Annotated in this window: 25 protein-coding genes; 18 read left to right on the top strand and 7 right to left on the bottom strand. The window is 37.1% G+C overall.

Translation table 11 applies throughout. The annotated features are described in order from the left end of the window. The first annotated feature begins 277 nt into the window (after window positions 1-277). Together ACIPKN_RS19060 and ACIPKN_RS19055 are read left to right on the top strand one after the other, a co-directional pair. Window positions 278-775: a GNAT family N-acetyltransferase gene (locus ACIPKN_RS19060; protein WP_400939019.1), complete on the top strand. Its 498-nt coding sequence runs from the start codon at window positions 278-280 to the stop codon at window positions 773-775. 18 nt (window positions 776-793) lie between these two features. Continuing rightward, window positions 794-1,789 carry a S66 family peptidase gene (locus tag ACIPKN_RS19055; protein WP_400939016.1) on the top strand — a complete coding sequence of 332 codons (996 nt, stop codon included), beginning with the start codon at window positions 794-796 and terminating at the stop codon, window positions 1,787-1,789. Between the two features lie 41 nt (window positions 1,790-1,830). On the opposite strand, the gene ACIPKN_RS19050 is transcribed toward ACIPKN_RS19055, so the two are convergent. Together ACIPKN_RS19050 and ACIPKN_RS19045 are read right to left on the bottom strand one after the other, a co-directional pair. Beyond that, on the bottom strand, window positions 1,831-2,391 hold the full coding sequence (locus ACIPKN_RS19050) for a GNAT family N-acetyltransferase (protein ID WP_400939014.1): 561 nt from the start codon (window positions 2,389-2,391) through the stop codon (window positions 1,831-1,833). Window positions 2,392-2,903: 512 nt separating this feature from the next. After that, window positions 2,904-5,993 (bottom strand): efflux RND transporter permease subunit, encoded by a 3,090-nt coding sequence (locus ACIPKN_RS19045; RefSeq protein WP_400939012.1) that lies wholly within the window; start codon window positions 5,991-5,993, stop codon window positions 2,904-2,906. 99 nt (window positions 5,994-6,092) lie between these two features. On the opposite strand from ACIPKN_RS19045, the gene ACIPKN_RS19040 reads away from it, so the two are divergent. Further along, window positions 6,093-6,926 (top strand): TetR/AcrR family transcriptional regulator, encoded by an 834-nt coding sequence (locus tag ACIPKN_RS19040; RefSeq protein ID WP_400939009.1) that lies wholly within the window; start codon window positions 6,093-6,095, stop codon window positions 6,924-6,926. A 355-nt stretch (window positions 6,927-7,281) separates the two neighbouring features. Here ACIPKN_RS19040 and rnjA read toward each other — a convergent pair whose 3' ends face one another. Beyond that, window positions 7,282-8,949, bottom strand: a complete 1,668-nt coding sequence (gene rnjA, locus ACIPKN_RS19035) for a ribonuclease J1 (RefSeq protein WP_400939006.1) — start codon at window positions 8,947-8,949, stop codon at window positions 7,282-7,284. 5 nt (window positions 8,950-8,954) lie between these two features. After that, window positions 8,955-9,164 (bottom strand): DNA-dependent RNA polymerase subunit epsilon, encoded by a 210-nt coding sequence (locus tag ACIPKN_RS19030; protein ID WP_142507617.1) that lies wholly within the window; start codon window positions 9,162-9,164, stop codon window positions 8,955-8,957. A gap of 449 nt (window positions 9,165-9,613) precedes the next feature. Between ACIPKN_RS19030 and ACIPKN_RS19025 the strand changes: the two genes are divergently transcribed. After that, window positions 9,614-10,384 (top strand): Cof-type HAD-IIB family hydrolase, encoded by a 771-nt coding sequence (locus ACIPKN_RS19025; protein ID WP_400939003.1) that lies wholly within the window; start codon window positions 9,614-9,616, stop codon window positions 10,382-10,384. A gap of 214 nt (window positions 10,385-10,598) precedes the next feature. On the opposite strand, the gene ACIPKN_RS19020 is transcribed toward ACIPKN_RS19025, so the two are convergent. Next, a complete protein-coding gene (locus ACIPKN_RS19020) occupies window positions 10,599-11,375 on the bottom strand; it encodes a DeoR/GlpR family DNA-binding transcription regulator (RefSeq protein ID WP_400939001.1) in 777 nt (258 codons plus the stop codon). Window positions 11,376-11,521: 146 nt separating this feature from the next. On the opposite strand from ACIPKN_RS19020, the gene ACIPKN_RS19015 reads away from it, so the two are divergent. The 5 genes from ACIPKN_RS19015 to phnX are packed head-to-tail and all read left to right on the top strand — an operon-like array spanning window position 11,522 to window position 16,789. After that, the gene (locus tag ACIPKN_RS19015) at window positions 11,522-12,274 is read left to right on the top strand and encodes an ABC transporter ATP-binding protein (protein ID WP_400938998.1); all 753 of its coding nucleotides are present in this window, start codon (window positions 11,522-11,524) and stop codon (window positions 12,272-12,274) included. Continuing rightward, window positions 12,267-13,931 carry an ABC transporter permease gene (locus tag ACIPKN_RS19010; protein ID WP_400938996.1) on the top strand — a complete coding sequence of 555 codons (1,665 nt, stop codon included), beginning with the start codon at window positions 12,267-12,269 and terminating at the stop codon, window positions 13,929-13,931. Before ACIPKN_RS19015 ends, ACIPKN_RS19010 begins: the two co-directional genes overlap by 8 nt. Next, window positions 13,894-14,877 (top strand): extracellular solute-binding protein, encoded by a 984-nt coding sequence (locus tag ACIPKN_RS19005; RefSeq protein WP_400938993.1) that lies wholly within the window; start codon window positions 13,894-13,896, stop codon window positions 14,875-14,877. The genes ACIPKN_RS19010 and ACIPKN_RS19005 overlap by 38 nt, the downstream gene beginning before the upstream one ends. Before the next feature lie 15 nt (window positions 14,878-14,892). Next, window positions 14,893-15,993 carry a 2-aminoethylphosphonate--pyruvate transaminase gene (locus ACIPKN_RS19000; protein WP_400938991.1) on the top strand — a complete coding sequence of 367 codons (1,101 nt, stop codon included), beginning with the start codon at window positions 14,893-14,895 and terminating at the stop codon, window positions 15,991-15,993. Continuing rightward, window positions 15,983-16,789, top strand: coding sequence for a phosphonoacetaldehyde hydrolase (phnX, locus tag ACIPKN_RS18995; protein ID WP_400938989.1), 807 nt, complete (start codon window positions 15,983-15,985; stop codon window positions 16,787-16,789). Before ACIPKN_RS19000 ends, phnX begins: the two co-directional genes overlap by 11 nt. A 102-nt stretch (window positions 16,790-16,891) precedes the next feature. Here phnX and def read toward each other — a convergent pair whose 3' ends face one another. Continuing rightward, a complete protein-coding gene (gene def, locus ACIPKN_RS18990; protein WP_400938986.1) occupies window positions 16,892-17,449 on the bottom strand; it encodes a peptide deformylase in 558 nt (185 codons plus the stop codon). Between the two features lie 392 nt (window positions 17,450-17,841). Here def and pdhA point away from each other — a divergent pair, with 392 nt between their 5' ends. The 7 genes from pdhA (at window position 17,842) to ACIPKN_RS18955 (ending at window position 25,384) form a co-directional block, all read left to right on the top strand. Then, window positions 17,842-18,957: a pyruvate dehydrogenase (acetyl-transferring) E1 component subunit alpha gene (gene pdhA, locus ACIPKN_RS18985; protein WP_142507608.1), complete on the top strand. Its 1,116-nt coding sequence runs from the start codon at window positions 17,842-17,844 to the stop codon at window positions 18,955-18,957. A gap of 3 nt (window positions 18,958-18,960) precedes the next feature. After that, entirely contained in the window at window positions 18,961-19,938 is a 978-nt protein-coding gene (locus ACIPKN_RS18980; protein WP_079559704.1) for an alpha-ketoacid dehydrogenase subunit beta, read from the top strand. A 42-nt stretch (window positions 19,939-19,980) separates the two neighbouring features. After that, a complete protein-coding gene (locus tag ACIPKN_RS18975) occupies window positions 19,981-21,321 on the top strand; it encodes a dihydrolipoamide acetyltransferase family protein (RefSeq protein WP_400938982.1) in 1,341 nt (446 codons plus the stop codon). 5 nt (window positions 21,322-21,326) lie between these two features. Next, window positions 21,327-22,742: a dihydrolipoyl dehydrogenase gene (gene lpdA / locus ACIPKN_RS18970; RefSeq protein WP_370077012.1), complete on the top strand. Its 1,416-nt coding sequence runs from the start codon at window positions 21,327-21,329 to the stop codon at window positions 22,740-22,742. Between the two features lie 248 nt (window positions 22,743-22,990). Continuing rightward, complete coding sequence (locus tag ACIPKN_RS18965; protein WP_400938979.1) at window positions 22,991-23,773, top strand: SDR family NAD(P)-dependent oxidoreductase; 783 nt, start codon at window positions 22,991-22,993, stop codon at window positions 23,771-23,773. A 497-nt stretch (window positions 23,774-24,270) separates the two neighbouring features. After that, window positions 24,271-24,714, top strand: a complete 444-nt coding sequence (locus ACIPKN_RS18960) for a CidA/LrgA family protein (RefSeq protein WP_400938976.1) — start codon at window positions 24,271-24,273, stop codon at window positions 24,712-24,714. Then, entirely contained in the window at window positions 24,707-25,384 is a 678-nt protein-coding gene (locus ACIPKN_RS18955) for an LrgB family protein (RefSeq protein WP_400938974.1), read from the top strand. Before ACIPKN_RS18960 ends, ACIPKN_RS18955 begins: the two co-directional genes overlap by 8 nt. A gap of 39 nt (window positions 25,385-25,423) precedes the next feature. Here ACIPKN_RS18955 and ACIPKN_RS18950 read toward each other — a convergent pair whose 3' ends face one another. Beyond that, window positions 25,424-26,020 (bottom strand): class I SAM-dependent methyltransferase, encoded by a 597-nt coding sequence (locus ACIPKN_RS18950; RefSeq protein WP_400938972.1) that lies wholly within the window; start codon window positions 26,018-26,020, stop codon window positions 25,424-25,426. A 241-nt stretch (window positions 26,021-26,261) separates the two neighbouring features. On the opposite strand from ACIPKN_RS18950, the gene ACIPKN_RS18945 reads away from it, so the two are divergent. Both ACIPKN_RS18945 and ACIPKN_RS18940 read left to right on the top strand, forming a co-directional pair. After that, window positions 26,262-26,609, top strand: coding sequence for a helix-turn-helix transcriptional regulator (locus tag ACIPKN_RS18945; RefSeq protein WP_400938970.1), 348 nt, complete (start codon window positions 26,262-26,264; stop codon window positions 26,607-26,609). A gap of 102 nt (window positions 26,610-26,711) precedes the next feature. Then, the coding region (locus ACIPKN_RS18940; protein ID WP_400938968.1) for an HTH domain-containing protein at window positions 26,712-26,958 on the top strand (247 nt) is incomplete at its 3' end.

Below are 26,958 nucleotides of genomic sequence, written 5' to 3'. Positions count from 1 at the left end.
ACATCGCTGATAAAAGAGCCAGAATCGCTGATAAAAGTAAACATCGCTGATAAGTGAACCGAAATCGCTGATTGATTTATGATGAAATAAAGTTTATGAAAAAATTGTAATTTTATATTTGATTTTCCATTAGCGCTTTGTAATAATTGAAATTCAAGATGAACACAAAAGACTTGATGATACATGTCACTAAATTTTAACTTATTTCAGCGGGTGCCACACATCCGCTGAAATAGAATGCCAAGCCATAACTGATAAAGAAAGGAGTTCGATGAAAATGTTAATAAGAGAGGCAAAACGTGAAGATGCTGAACAGATCATAGCTGTCATAAAAAATGCGGAAGAGTCTAATTTAATGTTATTCGGGCCAGGTGAACGAAAGTTAGAGACTGAACAATTTACTAAATTTATTGAGAATATTCACAATAACAGCCATTCTGCTTTATTGATAGCTGAAATAGAAAAGAAAGTAGTTGGTTATTTAATTGTTCAGGGTAATAATATGCCATCTAGAGTTTCACATCGAGCCTATATTGTCATAGGTATCCATAGTGATTATAGAGGCCGGAAAATAGGTACGGCATTATTTAGTCACCTTGACGATTGGGCAAAAGGAAAGGGTATGCATCGCTTGGAACTAACAGTAATGGCGAACAATACTGTAGGTGTTGCTTTATATAAAAAAATGGGATTTGAAATTGAGGGAACCAAGAGACATTCCTTATATGTTGATGGTGAGTACATTGATGAATATTTTATGTCAAAATTATTGTAATATAAAGGGTGTGTGTATATGAATTCTAGAAGAAACACTAGAAGTATTAATATCGGAATTTTTTCACCATCATCGCCAGCATCCGTCAGTGCCCTTTCTCGATATAAGCGTGCAAAAGCTTTCCTAGAACAAAGAAATATAAACTTAATTGAAGGAAGTCTAACTGGTAAATCCGATATTTATCGCTCTGGCACTCCTAGAGAGCGTGCTGAAGAGTTAAATAAATTATTACGAAATCCAAACGTCCCCATCATCATGTCGACAATCGGTGGTACAAATTCAAATAGTATGCTGCCATATATTGATTATGAGGCATTTCGAAGCAATCCAAAAATCGTCGTTGGTTACTCTGATGCAACGGCAATTTTACTGGCACTTTACGCAAAAACAGGAATTACAACATATTACGGTCCAGCATTAGTTCCTTCCTTTGGGGAATTTGAACCATTAGTCAATGATACATATCAATTCTTCGAGAACTACTTCTTTAAGTCACAATCATTACCTTACGAAATTCCAATGCCTACATATTGGTCAGATGAACCCGTCAATTGGTTAGAAAAAACGGTGGAAAAAAAGTTATATAAGAATGAATGGTTGACGGTTCAAGAAGGAGTTGCTGAAGGTAGATTAATTGGTGGCAATGTAAATGCTATGTATGGATTTATTGGTACTTCTTATTTCCCGAAAATTCATGATGGAGATATCTTATTAATAGAAGATTGCGCTAAAAATACAGCTATCGTTGAGAAAAATTTTGCGATGCTGAAATTACACGGAGTATTTGAAAAAATAAGTGGCATTATTTTAGGCAAGCATGAACGCTATGATGATTTGGAGACTGGACGTAAACCATATGAAATACTGCTTGAACAGTTAGACGGCATTGATATTCCGATTTTAGCAGAATTCGATATATGTCATACACATCCGATGCATCCAATTGCTATAGGAAAACAAGTAAGATTAGATGCAACGGCTAAAAAAGTCTATTGTATTGAGCAATGGTTATAAATAAAATAAGCCCTGCTGATTTTTTGCAGGGCTTAGTCCAATTATGATTTAACATAGTCATTATCTGTAATAGCATACATTTTAACATTTTGATGATTCCCCTTAACAAACATACTTTTTCGTAAAATCCCCTCAAAAAGCATCCCTGATTTCTCCATTACTTTTTGGGATCCAATATTCCCTTCAAAGCATCGCGCTTGAATTTGCACTAATCCTAATTCGTTAAAGCCAAAGTCGATTAGTTTTTTAGCTGCTTCAGTCGTTATCCCTTTATGCCAATTATCTTCAGATAGAACATAGCCTATCTCCGCACATTTATGCTTGTCAGTAATAGAAACAAAATCGATAGTGCCAATTAAATTTTGCTCAAATTCGATGCCCCATAATAGGTGATTATCTTGTTTATAGTCACTTAAAACTAATTCAATAAACTCTTTTGTTTCGTCTAAACTCTTATGGGGTTCCCATGTAACATAGCGTGCTACATTTTCACTTGAAGTGTAGTTGAATATTGCTTCTAAATCATTTAATGAGATCGGCCTTAACGTTAATCGTGCTGTTTTTAAAACAGGTGGTGCTTGTTTAAAAATGTTATTGCTCACAAAACTCCCCCTTCATTTTGTGTAATCATTAAAGTTTATCTAATTATAACCAAATTTATAAATTCTTGTGAAGCTATTCATTACAGTTTGAGAGGGGATATTTTAAGGTTAAAGGGAGAAAAATTAAAAAATTAAAGCAATGTACTATTAAGGGATTTACATTTGATTGGAATGGAGGTTGGGCGACGCCTTGGGGATAAGCGATAGAGGAATGAAGGCTAAAACCATCACGCCCTGTGATAAAGCCTTCGTGACCAACATTGTGCTGTTGCTGTCGCTTCGTTGCACTACGCTTTCGCGACATCTGTTGGCCCGAAATGCAATGGATGTTTTCTGTGCGAAAGCGAAGCGATAGCAGCAACTAGAGCGGCTCATCGGAAGCTACCAGGAAAGCGCTCAACCGTAACGGAAATCAACCTCACGTTATGCTAATGAGTCATAGACAATAGTGTTTCTTCAAAACATAGAAAAAAGGGCCTCCTTTAATGGAGCGCCCTTTTTACATGTGTTTATTAATTATCTTTAACGTCTTTTCGGTTTTTCTTTAACATTTTAGATAGCATTTCATAAACGATTGGTACAACTACTAATGTTAATAAAGTTGAAGATAGTAGACCACCGATTACTGTAATTGCTAGGTCTTTTGAAATTAGACCACTGCCACCATTACCAAGTGCCATTGGAATCATCGCACCGATTGTTGCTATGGCAGTCATTAGGATTGGACGTAAACGAGTTGCACCAGCCTCTAAAATGGCCTCGCGCATTGCAAGTCCGTCACGTTCCATATGAATAATGCGGTCTACTAATACGATGGCGTTTGTTACAACGATACCGATTAGCATTAATAGTCCCATCATAACAGAAACAGAAATTGTTTGACCTGTGACGAATAATCCGACAAATGCACCAATTACTGCGAATGGTAGGGAGAACAGAATAGCGAATGGTGCTAAACCTTCACCGAATGTTACTACTAGGATGAAGTAAACAATCGCGATCGCAGCTAACATAGCAATTCCAAGCTGTGTGAACGTTTCTTGCATGTCTGCAGCAACGCCTCCAACGCCAGTCGTTACACCTTTAGGTAAATCTAATTTATCGATTTTTTTATCAGCAGCTGAAGTAGCTTTTGAAATATCGTCACCGATAATCGTACCAGAAACTTTTGCGAAGTATTCACCTTTTGAGCGAGATAATGAGTTTAATGTAGTGCCTTCTTCTACTTTTACTAACTCACCGATTGTCATTGTTGTGCCTAAAGCTGTTTGGATTTTAGTAGCTAATACATCATCAAGAGATTTAGCAGCAGCTTTTTCTTCATGCTGTACAATAACATCAATATCTTCACCATCATACTGAACTTTAGTTAGAACTTCTGGTGATGTATTTTGATTTAAAGCCATTACAATTTGAGCAGTAGTTAAACCGTATTGTAGAACATTTTTTTGATCTACTTTTAAGGTATTCTCAACAAATGGATCTTCAGTATCAGACTTAATTTCTTCTAAACCATCAACTTCTTTTAGTGCGCCTTCTACTTGTTTCACTGCTTTACGAAGCTTATCTAAATCTTCACTATATAATGTGTAACTTACTGCATTTGAAGACGATGACATTGATGAGAAGTTTTGAGATTTCCATTCACCTGATTGACCGATGTTAGTTACATAATCTTCAACTTCTTTACGTGCTTCAGGGAAGTCCTTCATATCTGGATCGAAGATGAGGTACATTAAGGCACCACCAGCACCGCCACCCATCATCATTGCCGAAGGATCAACATGTTTAGGGTCATTGATCGAAACTTGTAAAATATTAACGTCTTTACGTTTCATTAATTCTTTTTCTACTTTTGCAACATTTGCTTCTGTATCTTTCATTAGCTCGCCTGTACCAGGAGTGTACGTTAAGTACATAACCTTATCTTCTTGTGAGCCCATGAAACTGAAGCCAATAAGTGGTGTTAAAGCAAGAGAACCAACAAGCAGTACAATCGCTATAACTGATGTAATGATTTTATGATTTAATGATTTTGCTAGTACACCTTTATACCAAAGAGCTAGTTTACCAACTTCTTTATGTTGACTTTCTTTTTTCTCACCGTATATTTTTTTACGGAATAGGAAGTGAGATAAAGCTGGAACAATTGTAATCGCCACTATTAATGAAGCACCTAGCGCAAACGACATTGTTAACGCAAACGGCATGAATAATTCACCGACCATACCGCCTACAAACATTAGTGGGGCGAATACTGCTACGGTTACTAATGTAGAAGAAAGGATTGGTTTGAACATTTCAATTGTCGCTTCACGAATAAGAGCGCGACCTGTTAGTTTTTCATCTTTTAAATGGATACGTCGATAAATATTTTCAACAACTACAATGGAGTCATCAATTACACGACCAATCGCCACGGTTATCGCGCCGAGAGTCATAATGTTTAATGTGATATCCATCCAGTTTAATAGTAGTAATGCCATGAATACTGAAACTGGGATAGAAATAATCGAAATAATTGTTGATTTGAAATCACGTAAAAATAGTAAAATAATTAATACGGCAATGGCACCACCGAATACTGCTTTTTCAATCATTGTGAACACTGAATCTTCAATCGGTTTACCTTGGTCAAGTGAGATATCCACTTTTAGGCCGTCTAATGATTTTTCTTCGTCTTTCATTAAATCTTTCACTGCATTTACGACTTTTACCGTATTGGCATCTTGAGCTTTAACGATTTGAATCGCAATCGCATCTTTGCCGTTTGTACGTGATACGGATTGTACTTTACCTTCGACTTCAATCGTTGCAATATCGCCTAAGCGAACGAATGGAGAAGGATTTGTAGCTGAAGGTGTAACTGGAATCAATAAGTCTTTTAACTCATCGATAGATTTAACTTTACCGTCTACTGAAACGGCCTGTTCACCTACAGTAAATTGATATAAACCAAGTGAAAGCGACATATCACTTGCTTGAATCATTTGCTTGACTGAATCCTCTGTTAAGCCAAGAGCAGCCATTTTTGCTTTATCATATTTAAATGATACTTCATTAATGTGCTGACCGTTGATAGTTGCTGAAGCAACGCCATCAATTTTTTCGATTTTAGGAAGTAGAATGTTTTCTACTGTTGACGTTAATCCGACAATATCTTCCTTAGAGCTACTAACCGATAAAGCGACAACAGGCATCATATTCATGCTAATTGCCATAACTGTTGGTTTTTGAGCACCTTCAGGTAATTTTATACCTTCTAAAGCGGACTCTAATTGGCGTTTTTTCTCATCCATATCAATTCCATAGTCATATTCCACTTGAACTTGTGCTACGTTTGAAGAGGATGATGAGTAAACTGCTTTTACATCTTCTAAGCTTTCAATTGATTTTTCAAATGGTATGGAAAGCTCATTCATTACCTGTTCAGGTGTTGCACCAGGATAAACACCCATTACAATTAAATATGGTATAGAAATGTCAGGTATGGATTCCATTTTCATTTTTGTACCTGAATAAATACCAGAGACAGTGATGATAATTGTTAATAACCACACTGCCAATTTGTTTTTCAATACGAAATTAACTAAACCTTTCACCTTCACACCTACCCTTTATTGACTAACTAGATTTCGTTATATATACTAATGACTAATCGGTCATTTGTCAATGAAACACATTAGGAGAGAATTTAAAGTATGTTAAAAAAGCAACTTATTATGGAGAAAGCGTTGGAGCTATTCTCAGAACAAGGCTTTGAAGCTACATCTGTACAGCAAATTACAGAACGATGTGGGATTTCAAAAGGCGCATTTTATTTATCTTTCAAAACAAAAGACGAGCTTCTAATTTCAATGGTAGAGAATTATCTACAACAGTTTGTCACTGACGTTGACCAAGTAGTCAGAAGTTCACTTAGTAAAGATATCATTTTAGTTGAATTTTACAAAAGTATTTTTCAAGCTTTTAAAAAACATGCTGCATCTGCCCGTGTGTTTTTTAATGAGAAAGTACTTCTTACAAAAAAAGAATTGTTTCAGAAAATAATTGCCTATGATGTTGAGATGTCTAAGTCGATTATCTATATGCTTGAGCAACTATATCAGGATGAACTCGACGAAACAAAATATGATGTTATGTATTGCATAAAAGGATTCATGAAAAGTTATTCAGAACTTTTTATTTTTTCTGATATACCACTCGATTTAGATCAATTGTCTAAATCTCTAGCTGAAAAGACGGAAATTCTTGCAAGGTATACAACGATTCCATTTATGACCGAAGAACTCGTTCAATTAACAGCAAAACCTTGTAATGAAGAATTTTCAAAGGAATCTTTGCTAGAATTAATCGAACAACATCTAGATGGCTTAATAGACACTATAGAACGCGAGTCTCTAGAATTATTAAAAGAACAAGTCGAAAATCCAACCTATAGTAAACCGATTATAAAAGGTTTAATTGAAAACATACGCTTGCAGCCAGATTATCGTTGGATTGCTTATGTAATAGCTAAATACTTTAATATGTAGACATAAGGATAGGATTGCACACTCTAAGACGGGTGAGCGATCCTTATCTGTCTGTAACGATAGTTAAAGTTATGACACTGCGAAATTAGTTAAGATTAAAGAATACTGTAAGAAAACTTGAAGTGTTAGCGGCAATTAAGAAATAGTCTAGGTGACTAGAAGTGTGGGCAGGGTTTCTGATAGTGTTAAAATAGGGATATAATTCCATTTATGTAGCCATTCTTGTGTTACTCTAATTCATTGTCGTTTGAAATGGTTTTAGAGTCGTCATACTATATACGAAAAAAAGAGCAAAGAGGTTCCAAAAAAATGAAAATAAAAAAACTACGCAATTTTGCGTAGTTTTTTAATGATGTTAAACCTCCATAATGATCGGTAAAATCATAGGGCGACGTTTTGTTTTTTCAAATAAATATGGTCCTAAAACGTCGGTAATTTCATTTTTTAGCTCAGTCCATTGAGGAGTTTTGCCTTTAATGGTCTCGTTTAGGTGACGGTTTAGCATTTTTTGTGCTTCATTAATCATCGTACCTGACTCACGCATGTAAACAAAGCCTCGTGAAATAATGTCTGGACCGGAAACGATTTTTTGGTTTTCCATATCCACACTTACAACAACGATCACTAAACCTTCTTCAGAAAGAATGCGTCGATCGCGTAATACGATATTACCGATATCTCCGATACCATTGCCATCAATATAAACGTCTCCTGAAGGAATACGACCTGCTACATGTGCTTCGTTGGCACTTAATGCTAGCACGTCACCATTCTCCATGACGAATGTATTATCAAGCGGAACATCACAATCTTCTGCTAGATGAGTATGCATTTTCAACATACGGAATTCACCGTGAATTGGCATAAAGAATTTAGGCTTCATTAAGCGCAACATCAATTTTTGTTCTTCCTGTGAACCGTGACCAGAAGTATGGATATTATTTAGTGCACCATGTATAACTTCTGCCCCTGCACGGAAAAGTAAGTTGATGATCTTGTTTACACTTACTGTATTTCCTGGTACTGGTGAAGAAGAGAAGACAACTGTGTCACCAGGCTGGATTTGGATTTGACGATGTGTACCATTGGCAATACGAGAAAGAGCAGCCATTGGTTCACCTTGAGAGCCTGTACATAATATCATTACTTCATTGGCAGGAAGACGATTAATGCTTTGGGCATCAATAAATGTATCCTTTGGTGCATTAATATAGCCTAGTTCACGACCAATTGTAATGGCATTATCCATTGAACGTCCGAAGACAGCAATTTTTCTTCCGTATTTTATTGCAGCATCTGTTGCTTGCTGTAAACGGTGAATGTTAGATGCGAAAGTTGCGAAAATAATACGACTATCAACCTTACGGAAAATTTCATCGATACTTTTACCAACTGTACGCTCTGACATTGTGAAGTTCGGCTTTTCTGCATTCGTACTATCTGAAAGTAAGCACAGTACGCCATCACGGCCGATTTCAGCCATTTTTGTTAAGTTAGCTGGCTCTCCTACAGGTGTAAAGTCAAATTTAAAGTCACCTGTATGCACGATGTTACCAGGTGGTGTTTTTACAACGATTCCGTAAGCATCTGGAATACTATGTGTTGTTCTAAAGAAGCTAACAGATGTTTTTCTGAACTTTATAACATCTTCTTCTTTAATTTCGATAAGCTTTGTTGTACGTAGTAAGCCATGCTCGTCTAACTTATTGCGTAATAAACCAAGTGCAAGCTTACCGCCATAGACAGGGACATTTACTTGACGTAATAAGTAGGGAATACCACCGATATGGTCTTCATGTCCATGTGTAATAAATAATCCTTTAATTTTGTCAACGTTGCGTACTAAATACGTATAATCCGGAATAACGTAATCAATACCGAGTAAGTCGTCTTCTGGGAATTTAATTCCAGCATCAATTAAAATGATTTCATCTTGAAATTGAACGCCGTAAGTGTTTTTGCCGATTTCGCCCAGTCCGCCGAGCGCGAAAACAGCTGCTTGGTCATTTTTAACAAACTTCATGTTTGTTAAATTTCCTCCAAGATAAAGTTCGGGCTTGCTTGTTCGTAGACTAAATAGTTACCTTCAAGCAATTGAACGAACTCGATGTTGTAGTTTCGGTCTTTTAGCTTTTCACGTACTTCGCGTTCTGAAGCAGCTTCTAGGTATAGACTTTTAGTGTTTTCGCGAACTGGAATTTCATTTGCTTTTTCTTGATAATAAACTTTGTAAATCATAGTTTGCTCTCCTTTAATTGCGTACAATTTTCTTGCACCTTTGACTAATACCACACACGTACTACAAGAAAAAACAGCAAATTTCTAGCAAGCAAAAGAAGAAATTAGGCGTTTGAAGTTCTTGTATTCTCAGTGTTACAATCCAGACGTAATTACAACAAGGTGTAATTGAATTAAGCAATGAGACAGTGGTTGCACATAGCCAAATAAATGCATTTCCTTTATATTATCACGCAGTTACTCTAAAATAAAGAAAAGCCCTTCAAATAATGAAGGGCAAATGTTAGGCAATTGATTTTTTTCCGAGTATGCCGCGAAGTTGCTTCAACAATTTACGTTTGAATTTCTTCAACATGGCACATCACTCCTTAGGATCATTATAATAAAAAATATTGCCTCTGTAAAGTCATTAACCTTGCAGAATAATACATAATGAAGGGGACTATAAGATGAAGAAAATATTATTTTTTGATGTAGATGGTACACTTTATAATAGTGAGAAAATATTACCGGCTTCTGCGAAAGAGGCACTTCTTGAAGCTCGTCGTAATGGATATGAGATAGCGATTGCAACTGGACGTGCACCTTTCATGATTCAATCCTTACTAGAAGAGCTAGATATTAATACGTATGTGACATTTAACGGACAATATGTTGTTTATCGTGGTGAGGTTATCTATGCAAATGGTGTTGGAAAAGATGAACTAGCCAAAATCATTGCCTTTGGTGAAGCGCGAAATGAACCTGTAGTATTTTTAGACGACAAGCGTATGATTGCATCTGTAGGAAATAACGATATGATAGTAGAAAGTCTAAATACATTGAAATACGAGTATCCAACTATAGACTCAACTTATTATATGCAGAACGATGTCTATCAAACACTTATTTTTATGGAAGAAAAAGATGAACATTTATATCGTAAGGCATTTCCAAACGTGCAGTTTGTACGCTGGCATCACTATTCTTGTGATATTTTACCGAAGGGAGGCTCGAAGGCTGCTGGTATTGAAAAGGTCCTTGAGAAGATAGGGCTGACGTTAAATGATGCGATTGCTTTTGGGGATGGCCTCAACGATATTGAAATGTTGCAAGCTGTTGGGACTGGCGTGGCGATGGGGAATGGACATGAGAGAGTGAAGGCTGTTGCTACTCATGTTGCAGAGCATGTGGACGAGGATGGTCTTGCTAAAATCATGCGCCAATTAAATATTATCTAACTTATTTCAGCGGGGTCCAAACATCCGCTGAAATAAGTAAAGCCTCCGGCGCGTTAATAAAGGATTTTAGGTTAATTGACCTACATCCTATTGTCGCTGCCGCTCTGCTTTCGCGCAAAAGACATCTGTAGGCATAAGTGATTGAAAAAAGAAACTAAAGAAGCAACTAGTTGTTAATCAATTCTTACAACTAGTTGCTTTTGTATTTAGTAAATTATTCAGTGTCTTTAATGTTTGTTTTTACTATTTTTAGTTGTACACCTTTATCCGTGAAATGATTGATCGTGTCTTCTGGTAGAGCGTAATCAGTAATAATCATATCTACCTCATTTACTGGACAAACTTGAATGGCGACATCTTTGTTAAATTTTGAAGAGTCTGCTGCTACAAAGACAGTTTGAGAAATATTTATAATTTGTTTCCGGGTAATAGCCTCTTCTAAATTGAAATCGGAAATTCCTTTTTCAATCGATACGCCACTAGCACAAATAAAAGCTTTATTAATATTAAGGTGATCGAAGCGGAAGAGGAAATCATTAGACGTTACAGATTTTTCGGAATGTCGAATTTTACCACCGAGGATAATCACTTCGATATTGGAGCCAATTAAATCAAAGGCTACTGGAAGTGAGTTTGTAATGACAGTTAATTTTTCTTTCTCTAATAAAAATGGTGTCATTTGGTATGTGGTTGTTCCGCTATCTATAAAAATACATTCCCCGTCTTGTACTAAAGAAGCACATGCTTTTGCAATAGCGATTTTTTCTGGTAGCTGTTCATGAAGTCTGTGATCAATCAATCCCTCAACAGGTTCAATATATTTTACACCGCCATAAAACTTCTCGATTTTCTTTTCTTGAACAAGTTGTTGAGTATCACGACGGATTGTTTCCATGGATACGTTGAACTCATTTGTTAGTGTTACTAATTTTACTACCTTATGTTTCCGTACAAATTGCAAAATAAGCTGTTGCCTTTCTATTGTATACATTTCATCACCTCTCCTTATTATTTACTCAAAACACTCATAACTTTGTCAACACTTAGTCATAATTTACTCAACATTTACACAAATCCGTAATTTCCTTTACAAATTGCCCCTAAACTAAAACTAAGAACTAAAGAGAGGTGAAGGATTTGTTAGAACTAAAAAATATCTCGAAAAACTATAAAAATAAAAAAGTTATAGAGAATATAAATTTAAGCATTCAATCTGGTGAAATAGTTTCTTTACTAGGACCGAGTGGCTGTGGAAAAACAACTTTACTCAATATTATTTTAGGTCTTACAAAACAAACGAATGGACAGCTTTTTTTCAATGGACAAGATATATCGAAACAATCAATGCGAGATCGAGGGTTTAATATTGTTTTTCAGGACTTTGCATTGTTTCCACATTTAAATGCGTATGACAACATCGTGTATGGTTTAAAAAATAAAAAAGAAGGAATGTCAAAAGCGGAGGTTCAGGAATATATAGACTTTTTAGAACTGACTCCACATTTACATAAAAAGATTCATGAATTGTCAGGTGGACAAAAACAGCGTGTCTCTATAGCTAGAACACTTGTGATGCAACCTAAAATTTTATTGTTGGATGAACCGTTAAGTGCGCTTGATGGAGTAATAAAAGAATCGATTAAGGAACGTATTCAATCCATTGCTCGCCAATTTAATTTAACGACAATCATTGTAACTCATGATCCAGAGGAGGCTCTCACACTATCGGATAAAGTGTTAATTATTAATGAAGGAACTGTTTCGCAATTTGGAACGCCGCAAGAAATAGTAAATACACCGGAAAACCAATTTGTTGAAGATTTTATATTAAGGCAGCTTCATATAAAACGTCATAACATTTATCAGCTATTTGGAGAATCTTATGCTTAAAACAAATAAAATGATGAAATTGATTTTTCTGCCGATTCTTTTCTTTTTTGTATTCTTTTTAATTGTTCCGTTACTTTATATGTTTTGGCAGTCTTTAAAAAAGGGGAAGGCCATCACTATTCAAAACTATGTGGAAACATTGCAAAATGTAGAGATTCATGATGCGTTTTTAAATAGTTTTCAAGTCTCTTTAGTAGCGGCTTTGATTACGACAATTTTAGCTTTTTTATTGGCCTATGCTGTGCATTTTACAACGATGCACCGCTCTACGAAAAAGCTTGTCCAAGTTGGTATTACGTTGCCGATGCTTTTACCGACCATTACATATGGTTTTGTACTAATTTATACCTTTGGCAATCAAGGGATTATTACGAAGATATTTGGTCAGCCCTTGTTTACGGTATATGGATTTAACGGTTTGTTAATTGGTTATGTACTTTATACATTACCTGTTGCCTTTATATTAATGCAAAATTCTATGCAATACATTGATAAACGTTTTCTGCTAGTTTCCATGCTGATGCATGATCGTCCATTACGAAGATTTTATCATACAGTATTGCGACCGATGCTAGGGGCGATTGGTGGGGCATTTATATTATCGTTTGTTTTAAGCTTTACAGATTTCGGGATCCCCGCGTCAGTTGGTGGAGGCTACAAAGTTATTGCAACTGAGCTATATCAAGCAATGCTTGGCTCCATTGTACATTTCGAGAGGGGTGCAGTGATTTCGATTTTAATGTTAGTACCTGCTGTACTTGGAGTTGTTATGTTAACTATTTTAGAACGATTTAATTTTCAATATAAGCAAGTTTCTAAAAGTGACCTCGTTGTTCATCGGTTACGTGATTTGCTATTTACTGTTTTCTCATTTGTCTGTGTAGGTTCAGTGTTAATCATGTTTTCAACAATATTTATAGTACCTTTTACCAAGGGCTATCCATATGATTTCGACTTTACTTTAGAGCATGTGAAAAACGTTTTAGCTGAACAAGGCTTGAAGCAAGTCTATATGAATTCACTAATTGTTGCTGTTTTGACAGCTGTTTTAGGTGTAGGTGTAGCATTTGTAGCCGCTCTATTAAATGTACGAACGCCACTTAAAGGGAAGAAAAGCTTAGATTTTGCTTCGATGATTACGAATACTGTGCCAGGCATGGTACTTGGTCTTTCTTATTTGTTTTTCTTTAACGGAAGTACCTTAAAAGGGACTTTCCTTATCATTATTGCGTGTAATATTGTTCACTTCTTTGCAACACCATATTTAATGGCGAAAAATTCATTGCAAAAAATGGATCCGACATGGGAAGTAACGGCGGAACTATTAAAAGATTCGTGGTTAAAAACGGTTATTCGCGTTATATTGCCGAATATCAGGCCTACGATTTATCAAATGTTTAGCTATTATTTTTTAAACGCTATGGTGACTGTTAGTGGGGTGATTTTCCTTGTCAGTACGAAAACGATGCTTGTATCGACACGTATAAAAGAACTTCAACATTTTGCGAAGTATACAGATATTTTTGTCCTATCGATTTTTATTTTATGCACAAACCTCATTGTGAAATTAGGTTGTGATTATATAGCAACACCTAAAGAAAAAACAAAGGAGCATAAAGATGAAAAAATCAACGGTAATGATGTTAGGTACAGTTAGCTCTGCAATCGTTTTAGCTGCTTGTGGAGGAGCGGAAGCGGGTTCGAAAGATCAAGTCATTATTTATTCAAATGCGGATGATGAAGCCATTCAAGTAATGGAAGCAACATTAGATAAAAAGGGTTACGAAGGTAAATATTTAATCCAATCATTCGGAACTTCTGAACTGGGTGGGAAAATAATGGCGGAGGGGAAAGACATTGAGGCGGATGTCGTTACAACGGCTTCTTATTTTATTGAAAGTGCGCAAAAATCTCAGTCAATGTTTGTAGATTTATCTTCTGATTTAAAGCCTCTAGATGGTGGCTCTACATATGCGTTACCGATTTTAGGGAATATCGGCTCGATTTTTATCAATACGGATTTGTTAAAACAAAAAGATTTGCCAGTTCCAACATCTATAAAGGATTTAACAAACCCTGCCTATAAAGATTTATTGTCATTTCCTAATATTCTTGACTCTTCAACAGGTTGGTTGTTAGTACAAGCAATTATTAATGAGTATGGAGAAAAAGAAGGTAAACAAATATTAGCTGATTTAATCAAAAATGCTGGACCACATATTGAAAGTTCAGGTTCTGGACCAATTAAAAAAGTAAAAACGGGCGAGGTAGCTGTAGGGTTTGGTCTACGTATTCAGGCTATCGATGCTAAAAAAGAAGGGTTGCCGATTGATTACATCGATCCAAAGGAAGGTAACTTTACATTAACAGAATCAGTGGCTGTGGTAGATAAAGAGGGGGATGAAGCGTTAGCGCGCGAAATAGCCAAAGTAATAGCAACGGAGGCCCGCCCCGATTTATTGAAGCAATATCCAGTAGCTCTTTATGAAGGTGAACAAGTAAATGAAGAGTTTGTTCCTAAATATTTAAAGAAATGGGACACAACATTATCGGTAGATTTATTAGAAAAACATCAAGCGTTCTTTAAAGAAGCACAACGATAAGGAGCTATTAATTTTATGAACAACTATAAATTATTAACACCAGGACCATTAACGACAACAAAAACAGTAAAACAAGTGATGTTAAAGGATCGTTGCACTTGGGACGATGATTATAAAAATGTCACGCAAACAATACGTAAGCAGCTTTTAGAGTTAGCGCAAGTGAAAGAAACAAATTATACAACTGTTCTTATGCAGGGAAGTGGTAGTTTTGTTGTAGAATCTGTGTTAACAACGGCAATTGGTGAGGGAGATAAAGTCCTTATTATCACAAATGGTGCTTACGGTGAACGCATTGTAGAAATGGCCAAAGTGCTTAAGCTACAGCATTCGGTCTATAGTGTTCCTTATAATGAACAACCGTCTCCATTCGAAGTTAAAGTGCTGTTGGAAAATGATTCAACAATAACACATGTTGCAGTTGTACATTGTGAAACGACAACTGGGATTTTAAATCCTATTGCTGAAATAGGAAGCGTCGTGAAAAAGTTGAACAAAACGTTTATCGTTGATGCAATGAGTAGCTTTGGTGGCGTACCGATGGATGTATCGGCATTAGGGATTGATTATTTAATTAGCAGTGCCAATAAATGTATCCAGGGGGTGCCGGGGTTCGGGTTTGTTATTGCAAGAATAGAGGAGTTAGAAAAGTGCAAAGGGCAAGCGAGAAGCGTTGCGTTAGATTTATATAATCAGTGGGAAGTGATGAAACTAGATGGAAAATGGCGTTTTACATCACCTACACATGTAGTGGCAGCTTTTGCGAAGGCATTAGAGGAGCTCGCAGAAGAAGGTGGAATACATGCTCGCTACGCACGATATGCGAATAATAATCATATACTTCGCTCTCGTTTAACAGCACTTGGGTTTAATGCCTATATTTCAGAGGAGCTACAATCACCTATTATTACAACGTTTTTATTCCCTTATGAAGGGTTTTCCTTCGAGCATTTCTATGGTGCGATGAAAAAATCAGGTTTTGTTATTTATCCAGGGAAATTAACAGATGTGGATACATTCCGAATTGGCAATATTGGGGATATTCATGAAGATGATATGACTACATTATGTAAGGTTATCGAAAATTATATGGCGGTGATGAGTAATGAAGGTTAAAGGTGTTATTTTTGATTGGGCAGGTACAACCGTTGATTTTGGTTGCTTTGCTCCTGTGAATGTTTTCTTGACGGTTTTTGAAGATGCGGGAATCAAGGTAACGCTAGAGGAAGCGCGTAAACCAATGGGAATGCTGAAAATCGATCATATTCGTACAATGCTCAAAATGCCTAGAATTCGTGAGGTATGGAACCGAAAATATGGCCGAGATTTTACGGAACAGGATGTCCTAGCTTTATATAGGCAGTTTGAATCAAAGCTAATGGAATCGTTAGCTACTTACACAGATCCGATTCAGCATGTGAAAGAAACGGTGCATCGATTAAGGGAAGAGGGTATTCGTGTTGGCTCTACGACGGGATATACAGACGCTATGATGGGGGTAGTGACTCAATATGCAGCGGCAAAAGGATATGCACCTGATTTTTTAGTAACGCCTACTCAAGTAGAAGATAAAGGACGTCCGTACCCATATATGATTTTTAAAAATATGGAGGCATTAGGTATTGAGGCGACGAAGCAAGTTGTGAAGGTTGGAGATACAACTTCAGATATTCGAGAGGCTTTAAATGCAGGGGTCTGGGCTGTTGGTGTTATTGTTGGAAGCTCTGAGATGGGGTTATCTGAAGAAGAGTTTATGGCTTTATCTGAAGAAGAGCAGCAAGTAACTATTGAAAAAACAGCACGAGTATTTAAAGAAACAGGTGCGCATTATACGATTCAAACAATGGAAGAGCTGCCTGTACTGCTGGAAAAAATAAATGAACGTTTAGAACAAGGGATAGAAATATCATAAAAATAAAGTTGAAAATGATGGGTAGAAGATCGAAACGAGCTTGTAAAAAAGTAGACCCCGCAGTTTATAGTAACTGCAGGGGTTTGCTTTCGTTCTGTGCTCCTAATCGCGCTCGTATGGTGTAGAATCTGGAATTTCCGCAAATGGATTTTTTTCATTGATGCGATCGTAAAACATAATGCCGTTCAGGTGGTCTAATTCGTGTTGGAAGGCTATAGCAGGTAAGCCTTTAAGTCGCATTTTCTTCTCTTCGCCGTCAATTGTTTTAAATTTAACTGTAACACGAGCATGACGTGGTACATAGCCTGGGACATTGCGGTCTACAGAAAGGCAGCCCTCACCCGCTGCAAGGTATGAGTTTTCTACAGAGTGGCTAACGATTTTTGGGTTGATCGCTACAAAACTTAATTGTTCGCCATTGTCATCAGGCAAATGAAGGGCAAACATTCGATGTAGACTATTTACTTGATTGGCAGCTAATCCAATACCGCCGCGTAAATTATATTTATCTGCCATTTCAGGATCTTGGCTGTATATTAAATATTGAAGCATGTCTTCTGCAAGCTGTCTTACTTCATCAGTTAAAGGGAATTTGACCTCCTCGGCTTTTGTGCGTAAAGTCGGATGACCTTCGCGAATAATATCATCCATTAAAATCATATATAAATCTTCCTTTCAACTTTGTGGTGCTTACTTATAAGTATACACCACGTCTTAAAACAATCACATGAAAAAAGACCTTATTTGAATATACTTAAAAATTTTTCTAAAGCTATTAGATTGTCTAGAACTGGGCATTCTACTATTGGTAATCATGTAGGGGAACTGAATAATTGTGTACTTTCGACAAGGTGTTATAATACAGTTTTTCTTTATTGGTGGTACAGTGTGGGACAGGTTTATTTATTTGTTATGTTAGAAAAAATCTTTGTTTACACGCGAATTATATGATTGACCGACAGTATTTTATTCAGTATACTGAGTGCAAAGAATAAGTTGTACTAGTTGAAATGGTGATTTATTTTAATACAGCTGAAAGGGAGATGTGACAAATGGGCAAGAAAAACAATAATATTTTTGACGCTAAACAAACGCTAACTGAAATAGAAGATAAATTTGAAATGTTTCAAATTTTGAATGAAGAAGGCGAAATTATAAATGACGAGGCAGACCCAAAGTTATCTGATGAGGAGCTAGTTGAGTTAATGACGCGTATGGTTTATACACGTATTTTAGACCAACGTTCCATTTCTCTTAACCGTCAAGGTCGATTAGGCTTCTATGCACCAACGGCTGGGCAAGAAGCTTCACAACTTGCTTCACACTTTGCATTAGAAAAAGAAGACTGGATTTTACCAGGTTACCGTGATGTACCACAAATCGTATGGCATGGTTTACCTTTAGATAAAGCGTTTTTATTCTCACGTGGTCATTTTATGGGAAATCAAGTTCCTGAAGGGGTAAACGTATTAGCACCTCAAATCATTATCGGTGCACAATATATTCAAGCTGCAGGTGTAGCACTTGGTATTCAAAAACGTGGTAAAAAGGCTGTGGCTGTCACTTATACAGGTGATGGTGGTTCATCGCAAGGGGATTTCTATGAAGGCATTAACTTTGCAGGTGCGTTTAAATCACCAGCAATCTTCATTGTACAAAATAACCAATATGCAATTTCAACACCTCGTGAATTACAAACAGCTGCGAAAACAATTGCTCAAAAAGGTGTAGCAGCAGGCTTACCAAGTATTTTAGTTGATGGAATGGATGCGCTAGCAGTTTACGTAGCAACACGTGATGCACGTGAGCGCGCAGTTAATGGCGAAGGTCCAACTTTAATTGAAACACTGTGCTATCGCTATGGTCCTCATACAATGGCGGGGGATGACCCAACGCGTTACCGTACATCGGATACAGATACTGAATGGGCGCAAAAAGACCCTCTTGTACGCTTCCGTAAATATCTAGAAGCGAAAGGTTTATGGGATGAGCAAAAAGAAGAGGCTGTTATTGAGCGTGCAAAAGAAGAAATTAAAGAGGCAATCAAGAAAGCCGATGCTGCTCCAAAACAAAAAGTAACACAGTTAATGGAAAACATGTATAAAGGCGAAATGCCATCAAATTTAAAAGAACAATATGAAATCTATAAAGAGAAGGAGTCGAAATAACCTATGGCACAAATGACAATGATTCAAGCAATTACAGATGCACTTCGCACAGAATTAAAGAACGATGAAAACGTTCTTGTATTCGGGGAAGATGTAGGTGTCAATGGTGGGGTATTCCGCGCAACTGAAGGCCTACAAAAAGAATTCGGTGTTGACCGCGTTTTCGATACTCCATTAGCAGAGTCAGGTATTGGTGGCTTAGCAGTCGGACTTTCTCTTCAAGGTTTCCGTCCAGTTCCTGAAATTCAGTTCTTTGGCTTTGTTTATGAAGTAATGGATTCAATTAGTGGTCAATTAGCACGTATGAGCTATCGTAGCGGTGGTGTCTATAATGCGCCAGTAACAATCCGCTCTCCATTTGGTGGTGGTGTACATACACCAGAAATGCACTCAGATAGCTTAGAGAGTTTAATGACAGCACAACCAGGGTTAACGGTTGTTGTACCGTCTACACCGTACGATGCGAAAGGCTTACTGATTTCATCTATTCGAAATGATAACCCAGTAATTTTCTTAGAGCATTTAAAATTATATCGTTCATTCCGTGAAGAGGTACCAGAGGAAGCATACGAAATTCCACTAGGTAAAGCGGATGTAAAACGTGAAGGTAAAGATCTAACAATTATTGCCTATGGTTTGATGGTTCACGAAAGCTTAAAAGCTGCAGAAGAACTAGAAAAAGAAGGTCACTCTGTAGAAGTTATTGATTTACGTACAATCCAACCAATTGATATTGAAACAATTATCGCGTCAGTTGAAAAAACAGGTCGTGCAATCGTTGTACAAGAGGCTCAAAAACAAGCAGGTATTGCTGCAAATGTTGTGGCTGAAATTACAGAACGCGCGATTTTAAGCTTAGAAGCACCTGTACTTCGTGTGGCTGCACCTGATACTGTGTACCCATTCCCACAAGCTGAAGGTGTTTGGTTACCAAACTATAAAGATGTAATGGAAACAGCGAAAAAAGTTTTAACATTCTAATGTAGCTTCTAAACGACGGTAATATAGAAAGGATGGGTACACATGGCATTTGAATTTAGATTACCAGACATAGGCGAGGGTATTCACGAAGGCGAAATCGTGAAATGGTTCGTTAAAGCTGGAGATACAGTAAAAGAAGATGATATTCTTTGTGAAGTACAAAATGACAAAGCGGTAGTAGAAATCCCTTCTCCGGTTGAAGGGAAAGTAGAGGAAGTTTTAGTAGGAGAAGGTACAGTAGCGGTTGTTGGTGATGTCTTAATCCGCTTTGATGCACCTGGCTATGAAGACTTAAAGCTAAAAGGTGATGACCATGCTGAAGCGAAAACAGAGGCTCAAGTTCAAGCAACAGCTGAGTCTGGTCAGAAAGTAGAGAAGGCACCTGTTAAAGATGAGCAGGCTCCAGAAAAAGCTACTGAAAAGACTGAAGCTGTAACCGTAGCTGATGACAATAAGCGTGTCATCGCAATGCCTTCAGTACGTAAATTTGCACGAGAGCATGATGTTAATATTCGTGAAGTTAAAGGTACAGGCAAAAATGGCCGTATTTTAAAACAAGATATTGAGAATTTCCTAAAAGGTGGAGGCGCTGTAGAGGTTGAAGTAGCAACAGTGGCTAATGAAGAAGCTGTTCAGCAAGAAACTACTGCACCAGCTGCACCAGTAGTCCTTGAAGGTGAATTCCCGGAAACACGTGAGAAAATGTCGGGCATTCGAAAAGCGATTGCAAAAGCGATGGTTCACTCGAAACAAACGGCTCCACATGTTACACTAATGGATGAAGTCGATGTAACAGCTCTAGTAGCACATCGCAAAAAATTCAAAGATATCGCTGCTGAAAAAGGTGTCAAATTAACGTACTTACCATACGTAGTTAAAGCGCTTATTTCAACTTTACGCGAATTCCCAGAATTTAACCGCTCATTAGATGATGCAACACAAGAGATTATTCAGAAGCATTATTATAATATTGGTATTGCAGCAGATACAGAAAAAGGCTTGTTAGTACCAGTTATTAAGCACGCAGATCGTAAATCTGTTTTTGCAGTATCAAATGAGATTAATGAATTAGCGACTAAAGCACGTGAAGGCAAACTTGCACCACATGAAATGAAGGGCGCTTCAATGTCGATTACGAATATCGGCTCTGCAGGAGGACAATGGTTTACTCCGGTAATTAATCATCCTGAAGTAGCAATTCTAGGTATTGGTCGAATATCAGAAAAACCTGTAATAAAAAATGGTGAAATTGTAGCCGCACCTGTGTTAGCATTATCATTGAGCTTTGATCATCGTATGATTGATGGAGCCACTGCGCAAAATGCTTTAAATCACTTAAAGCGTTTGTTAAGTGAACCAGAATTATTATTAATGGAGGCGTAACAAAAATGGTAGTAGGAGATTTTCCAATCGAAACAGATACTCTTGTCATTGGTTCAGGTCCTGGAGGATATGTAGCAGCAATCCGTGCAGCTCAAACTGGCCAAAAAGTAACAATCGTTGAAAAAAATGTACTTGGTGGTGTGTGCTTAAACGTAGGTTGTATCCCATCAAAAGCATTAATTTCAGTAGGTCACCGTTTTGAGCATGCTAAACATTCAGATGACATGGGTATCATCGCTTCTGACGTGAAATTAGACTTCTCAAAAGCACAAGCATTTAAAGACAGCGTTGTTAAAAAATTAACTGGCGGTGTTGAAGGCTTACTTAAAGGTAATAAAGTTGAAATTGTACAAGGTGAAGCTTATTTCGTTGACGCTCATTCAGTGCGTATCATCAATGGTGAATCTGCTCAAACTTACACATTTAACAATGTAATTATCGCAACAGGTTCTCGTCCAGTTGAAATTCCAACATTCAAATTCTCTGATCGCGTACTAAATTCTACTGGCGCACTTTCTTTACAAGAAGTACCAGGTAAATTAGTCGTTATCGGTGGAGGTTATATTGGTACAGAGTTAGGTTCAGCTTATGCTAATCTTGGCTCACAAGTAACAATTATCGAAGGCGGAAAAGATATCTTAGCTGGTTTCGAAAAACAAATGACACAAATCGTGAAAAAAGGCCTTAAAAAGAAAGGCGTTGAAATGGAAGTAAACGCATCTGCAAAAGGCGTTGAAGAAACAGAAAACGGCGTAGTAGTAACATATGAAGTTGGCGGAGAAGAGAAAAAAGTTGAAGCTGACTATGTATTAGTAACTGTAGGTCGTCGTCCAAATACAGATGAAATGGGCCTTGCTGAAATCGGTATTGAATTCGGTGAACGTGGTCTTATCAATGTTGACAAACAATGTCGTACAAATATTCCAAACATCTATGCAATTGGTGATATTGTAGCTGGTCCTCAACTTGCTCATAAAGCATCTTACGAAGGTAAAGTTGCTGCTGAAGCAATCGCTGGTGAAAAATCAATCGTTGATTATTTAGCTATTCCTGCTGTATGCTTCACAGATCCAGAAATGGCAACAGTTGGTTATAATGAAGATGAAGCGAAAGCTGAAGGCATTGAATACACTGCAGCGAAATTCCCATTCGCAGCAAATGGTCGTGCACTTGCATTAAACCAAACAGAAGGTTTCGTGAAGCTTGTTGCGCGTAAAGAAGATGGCTTATTAATCGGTGCTCAAATCGTAGGTGCTGGTGCATCAGATATGATCGCTGAAATGGGCTTAGCAATTGAAGGCGGTATGACTGCTGAAGATATCGCGTTAACAATCCATGCTCACCCAACATTAGGTGAAATTACAATGGAAGCTGCTGAAGTATTACTTGGCAACCCAATCCATATTGTAGCTAAAAAATAATAAAGTTTATGAAAACGGCTATAAAGCATTTGCTTTGTAGCCGTTTTTTTGTATATTACTTGTAATTTTGATAAAGTAATTATATCGAATGAATATTCTAAAAATATAATTCGGCTTGGATTATAGTAAATACCGAATAGATTTAGCGAATGTGTCAGATAGTCTCAGAAATTAACTGCTAGATATTCGAAAATGCTATCGATGATTGTGTAACAAGAGAAGTTGAACAAAAAACTGGAGTGATAACAATGGAACTAGGCTTAAAGGGGAAAGTAGCAGTTATTACAGGTTCAAGTAAGGGGATTGGTTATTATACAGCGATGCAGCTTGTGAAAGAGGGGGCAAAGGTTGTACTTTGTGGTCGTGGTGAAAAACAGCTTCAAGTGGCTGCTGGTTGTATTAAAAACGAAACAGGCGAGGACGTATTAATTGTACCGACTGATATTACAAAGGAAAAAGATTGTAAGTACTTAATTGAGCGAGCAGTAGAACATTTTGGTCGCCTTGATATTCTTATTAATAATGCAGGGACAGCTTCAGCTCATCCATTTGAATCGGTTAGTAGTGAGCTATGGCAAGCTGATATAGATTTAAAAGTGTTTGGTGCTGTCAATTGTTCAAAATATGCTACACCTCATTTGCGTAAGGTTGGTGGTGGTGCAATAGTTAATGTGACTGCGGTAATGGCTAAAACACCACCAGCAAACTCACTCCCTACTACTGTAAGTCGTGCGGCAGGACTTGCGTTAACAAAGGCTATGAGCAAAGACTTAGGTAAAGATAATATTCGTGTGAATTCTGTTTGTATTGGGCTTATTCGTAGTGATCAAATAGAGAAGAAGTGGAAAGAAGAAGCGCCAGAATTATCGTGGGAAAATTATTCCCGTACTGTAGGTCAAACGATTCCGCTTGGTCGGATAGGGGATACTCAAGAGGCGGCGAATGTCATTACTTTTTTAGTATCAGATGCAGCTAGTTATGTGACAGGAACTTCTGTAAACATTGATGGTGGTTCAGGACATGCATTATAGAAAAGCCTAAACTAGCAATTTTTTTGAGAAAAGGAATATTTAAGGCCCATCACCAAAAGTTATGGATGACATTTGTTAAAACGCTTACTTTGTAAATAAGTTGATTGGAGCGGAGGATGGGCGACTCCTTGGGGATTAGCAATAGAGGAACGAAGGCTAAAGCATCACATCCTGTGATAACGCCTTCGTGACCAACATCGTGTTGGCCCGAGACCCTGGAGCGAGCTATGCGAGTGAAGCGGCTCCATCGGACGCCCCCAGGAAAGCGCCCAGCCGGAGCGGAAATCAACCACACGTTATGGTGATGACCCCCATTTACTGGTGTCTAACGAATGAATGTAGAACAGTTTTAGACAACCTATTTAAGTTATATAGAAAAAGGATGGCTCAAAGTGTTTTGTAGTTATCCTTTTTTTCTATTGTTTTTCTAAAATTATAATAGACAGAAAATTCCTGCAGATGTAGAATAAACGTTATAGGGGGTGAAATGTGGCGAAATGTTGAACGAAAATTTTGCTTCGATGTCAAAGAGAGTTGTTCGTATTATTGTTCAGATTGGGATACTCAATATTTTTTATTACATGGGTGTCGGTATTGTGGCTTTACTACATGTACCTCTTCCAGGAAGTGTAATTGGATTACTATTACTAGCACTTTCACTCAATTTCAAAATACTTAAAGTAGAATACATTCAAGATGGAGCCGGTTTCTTAATTGGCGTATTAACCTTGTTTTTCATTCCAGCAACAGTAGGAGTGATTGACTACCCTGAACTTTTTTCAACAACTGGCCTCTTGATTATTCTAGCCGTTATAGCAAGTACGCTAATCTCTATTTATGTCACAGGATTACTTAGTCAAATGGTTGAGAAAAAAGAGCTGGCTAAAAAAGAAACAGAAGCCGTTGTAGAAGAAGGAGAGGGGGAATTAACGGTTGATTGAAATTATTGTTGTCGCTGGCACCGTTGTTTTATTCGTTTTATTTACAAAACTTTATCAACGTTACCCACATCCTTTAATGATTCCACTAGTGACGACAACGATCGTTAGTGCTGTTATATTATTAGTCTTTAATATTCCATATTCTACTTATATGGAGGGAGGGCAATGGCTTCAAAAAATGCTAGGTCCAGCAGTTGTAGCACTAGCTTATCCTCTATATAATCAACGTGAGATCATTATGAAATATAAGTATGCTATTTTGTCAGGTGTTTTTATCGCTATGATTACAGGCTTAGCAACAATATTTGTTATGCTGAAATGGATTGGTGTCAATAAAAGCTGGCTGCTGACAGCCTTACCTAAATCATTAACGACACCTGTAGGTATGCAGGTGAGTGAGACCATTGGCGGTATTCCACCATTAACAGCTGTACTCGTAATGCTAGCAGGGTTTGTAGGCGCTATTATTGGACCTTTAGTCATTAAATACGGCAAAATTGATTCAGCCGTTAGTAGAGGTGTTGCAGTAGGTAGTGCTTCACATGGCGTTGGGCTTGTTAAATTAAGAGAATACGGAGAACAAGAATTATCAGTAGGCTCACTATCTATGGCCTTAACGGCAATTGTAGGCGCATTTTTATGTCCGCTATTTGTTTATTTATTTTTGTGAAAAAAAGCTATATACAGATATAAACTGTATATAGTCTTTTTAATTTTTTTCAATAATAAATTGAATGGTATGAGCAAGTCCTGTGTGGAGTATACCTTCATTTCGCATTTGTTCACCTGTGAAAAAATGGATAATCTTATAAGGTTGACACCATTTTAGAACATCTAAAGGGTCATATAAAAAATCAAGTTGTCTTGGGCCACCAGACGCGTAAGGTAGTTGATAAATTGAATAAAGTTCCATCATAATACGACCACCAGATTTTACTGAGTTTACAATCCGCTTAAACACTTCTTGTTGCTGCCCGGCTTGGAAATGTCCAAACACCATAATAGCAGCATCAAACTTTTCTACTGGTAGTTCATCTTGCAGTAAGTCAGTAAGCTTTGTGTGAACCGAAACATTATGTTTTTCTGCGAGTTGTTTTGTTTTTTCAAGACCGCTTTCCGCATAATCAAAGGCAGTTACTGTATGTCCCTGTAAAGCTAAAAATACAGCATTTCGACCTTCACCTTCGGCATATGCAGCCACATTTTGATAATCTTTTAAATAGTGTACATAGTCTTCTATAAATGCATTTGGCTTCTCACCATAAACATATTCGATCGTTTTGAAACGTTGATCCCATGTGTTCATCTCATCACTCCTTTAACTTCTTTCGGCGGGTGTCCAAACATCCGTACCTGTCACTACGCTTTCGGCACAAAAGACATCTGCTGAAATATAATTGTAAGTGAAATATGCTCTAGAATCGAATTTTTTGCTTAGTTCATGAAAGCAACTATGCGTTGCGAATTAGCAAATAACAACTTCTAGAATAAAGTGTAATAATCCATTATTATTTGATCAAAATCTGATAAGTTGGAGGTGAAGTTCAATGAATTTAGAAAACCGTTTAAAGGAATTAAGAGAACAACATAAGTATACTCAAGATGATGTCGCAAATTTTTTAAATATTTCAAGACAATCCGTTTCGAAATGGGAGTTAGGAAAGGGCTATCCTGATATTGATAATTTAAGAAGGTTAAGTGATTTATATAAAATTTCTTTAGATCAGCTTATTACAGGGGAAGAAAAATATCATAAACTAGAAGCCTCAGCCCCAGTTTCAGCTCCTGATACAAATAAGTCCGATCACAAAACTGTTGGTGATTTTTTGTGGAGGTATTGGTGGCTTGTTTTCCCTATATTTGGTATGGTCTCTTCTTGGTTTTATTATCATTAATAATCGACAAAAAGCTACCCCTTTCTAAACTGTACCCTATAAGATAGGCACTTTGAAAAAAGTCTATCCTATAGGGTACTTTTGTTTATAATGAGAAAAAAGATGTCGGAGCGGAATGAAATAACGAAAAGAGTATTTACTAAAAAAGAGCAAGAACAACTAAACTGTAATCCTAATGTCCAAGCTATTAGTGATAAGGCGATTACTTATACCGAGGAATTTAAACGCCATTTTATTGTAGAAAATGAAAAAGGAAAACTCCCAAGAACGATTTTTGAAGAGGCCGGTTTAGATGTTGAACTGATTGGTTTAAAGCGCATTAGTTCAGCGGGAAAGCGGTGGCGTGCAG

The organism is Lysinibacillus sp. NPDC086135, from assembly GCF_044746345.1.
In the GTDB taxonomy this organism is placed as follows: Bacteria; Bacillota; Bacilli; order Bacillales_A; family Planococcaceae; genus Lysinibacillus.
The sequence above is the reverse complement of the archived record's forward strand: the minus strand, read 5'-3'. Positions and strand labels throughout refer to the sequence as shown.

Bases quoted from the DNA above. Each gene is read 5' to 3' on its own strand.
- ACIPKN_RS19060 (WP_400939019.1), top strand. From the start codon at position 278: ATGTTAATAAGAGAGGCAAAACGTGAAGATGCTGAACAGATCATAGCT.
- ACIPKN_RS19055 (WP_400939016.1), top strand. From the start codon at position 794: ATGAATTCTAGAAGAAACACTAGAAGTATTAATATCGGAATTTTTTCA.
- ACIPKN_RS19040 (WP_400939009.1), top strand. From the start codon at position 6,093: ATGTTAAAAAAGCAACTTATTATGGAGAAAGCGTTGGAGCTATTCTCA.
- rnjA (WP_400939006.1), bottom strand. From the start codon at position 8,949: ATGAAGTTTGTTAAAAATGACCAAGCAGCTGTTTTCGCGCTCGGCGGA.
- ACIPKN_RS19030 (WP_142507617.1), bottom strand. From the start codon at position 9,164: ATGATTTACAAAGTTTATTATCAAGAAAAAGCAAATGAAATTCCAGTT.
- ACIPKN_RS19025 (WP_400939003.1), top strand. From the start codon at position 9,614: ATGAAGAAAATATTATTTTTTGATGTAGATGGTACACTTTATAATAGT.
- ACIPKN_RS19020 (WP_400939001.1), bottom strand. From the start codon at position 11,375: ATGTATACAATAGAAAGGCAACAGCTTATTTTGCAATTTGTACGGAAA.
- ACIPKN_RS19010 (WP_400938996.1), top strand. From the start codon at position 12,267: ATGCTTAAAACAAATAAAATGATGAAATTGATTTTTCTGCCGATTCTT.
- ACIPKN_RS19005 (WP_400938993.1), top strand. From the start codon at position 13,894: ATGAAAAAATCAACGGTAATGATGTTAGGTACAGTTAGCTCTGCAATC.
- ACIPKN_RS19000 (WP_400938991.1), top strand. From the start codon at position 14,893: ATGAACAACTATAAATTATTAACACCAGGACCATTAACGACAACAAAA.
- phnX (WP_400938989.1), top strand. From the start codon at position 15,983: ATGAAGGTTAAAGGTGTTATTTTTGATTGGGCAGGTACAACCGTTGAT.
- def (WP_400938986.1), bottom strand. From the start codon at position 17,449: ATGATTTTAATGGATGATATTATTCGCGAAGGTCATCCGACTTTACGC.
- pdhA (WP_142507608.1), top strand. From the start codon at position 17,842: ATGGGCAAGAAAAACAATAATATTTTTGACGCTAAACAAACGCTAACT.
- ACIPKN_RS18980 (WP_079559704.1), top strand. From the start codon at position 18,961: ATGGCACAAATGACAATGATTCAAGCAATTACAGATGCACTTCGCACA.
- ACIPKN_RS18975 (WP_400938982.1), top strand. From the start codon at position 19,981: ATGGCATTTGAATTTAGATTACCAGACATAGGCGAGGGTATTCACGAA.
- lpdA (WP_370077012.1), top strand. From the start codon at position 21,327: ATGGTAGTAGGAGATTTTCCAATCGAAACAGATACTCTTGTCATTGGT.
- ACIPKN_RS18965 (WP_400938979.1), top strand. From the start codon at position 22,991: ATGGAACTAGGCTTAAAGGGGAAAGTAGCAGTTATTACAGGTTCAAGT.
- ACIPKN_RS18960 (WP_400938976.1), top strand. From the start codon at position 24,271: ATGTTGAACGAAAATTTTGCTTCGATGTCAAAGAGAGTTGTTCGTATT.
- ACIPKN_RS18950 (WP_400938972.1), bottom strand. From the start codon at position 26,020: ATGAACACATGGGATCAACGTTTCAAAACGATCGAATATGTTTATGGT.
- ACIPKN_RS18945 (WP_400938970.1), top strand. From the start codon at position 26,262: ATGAATTTAGAAAACCGTTTAAAGGAATTAAGAGAACAACATAAGTAT.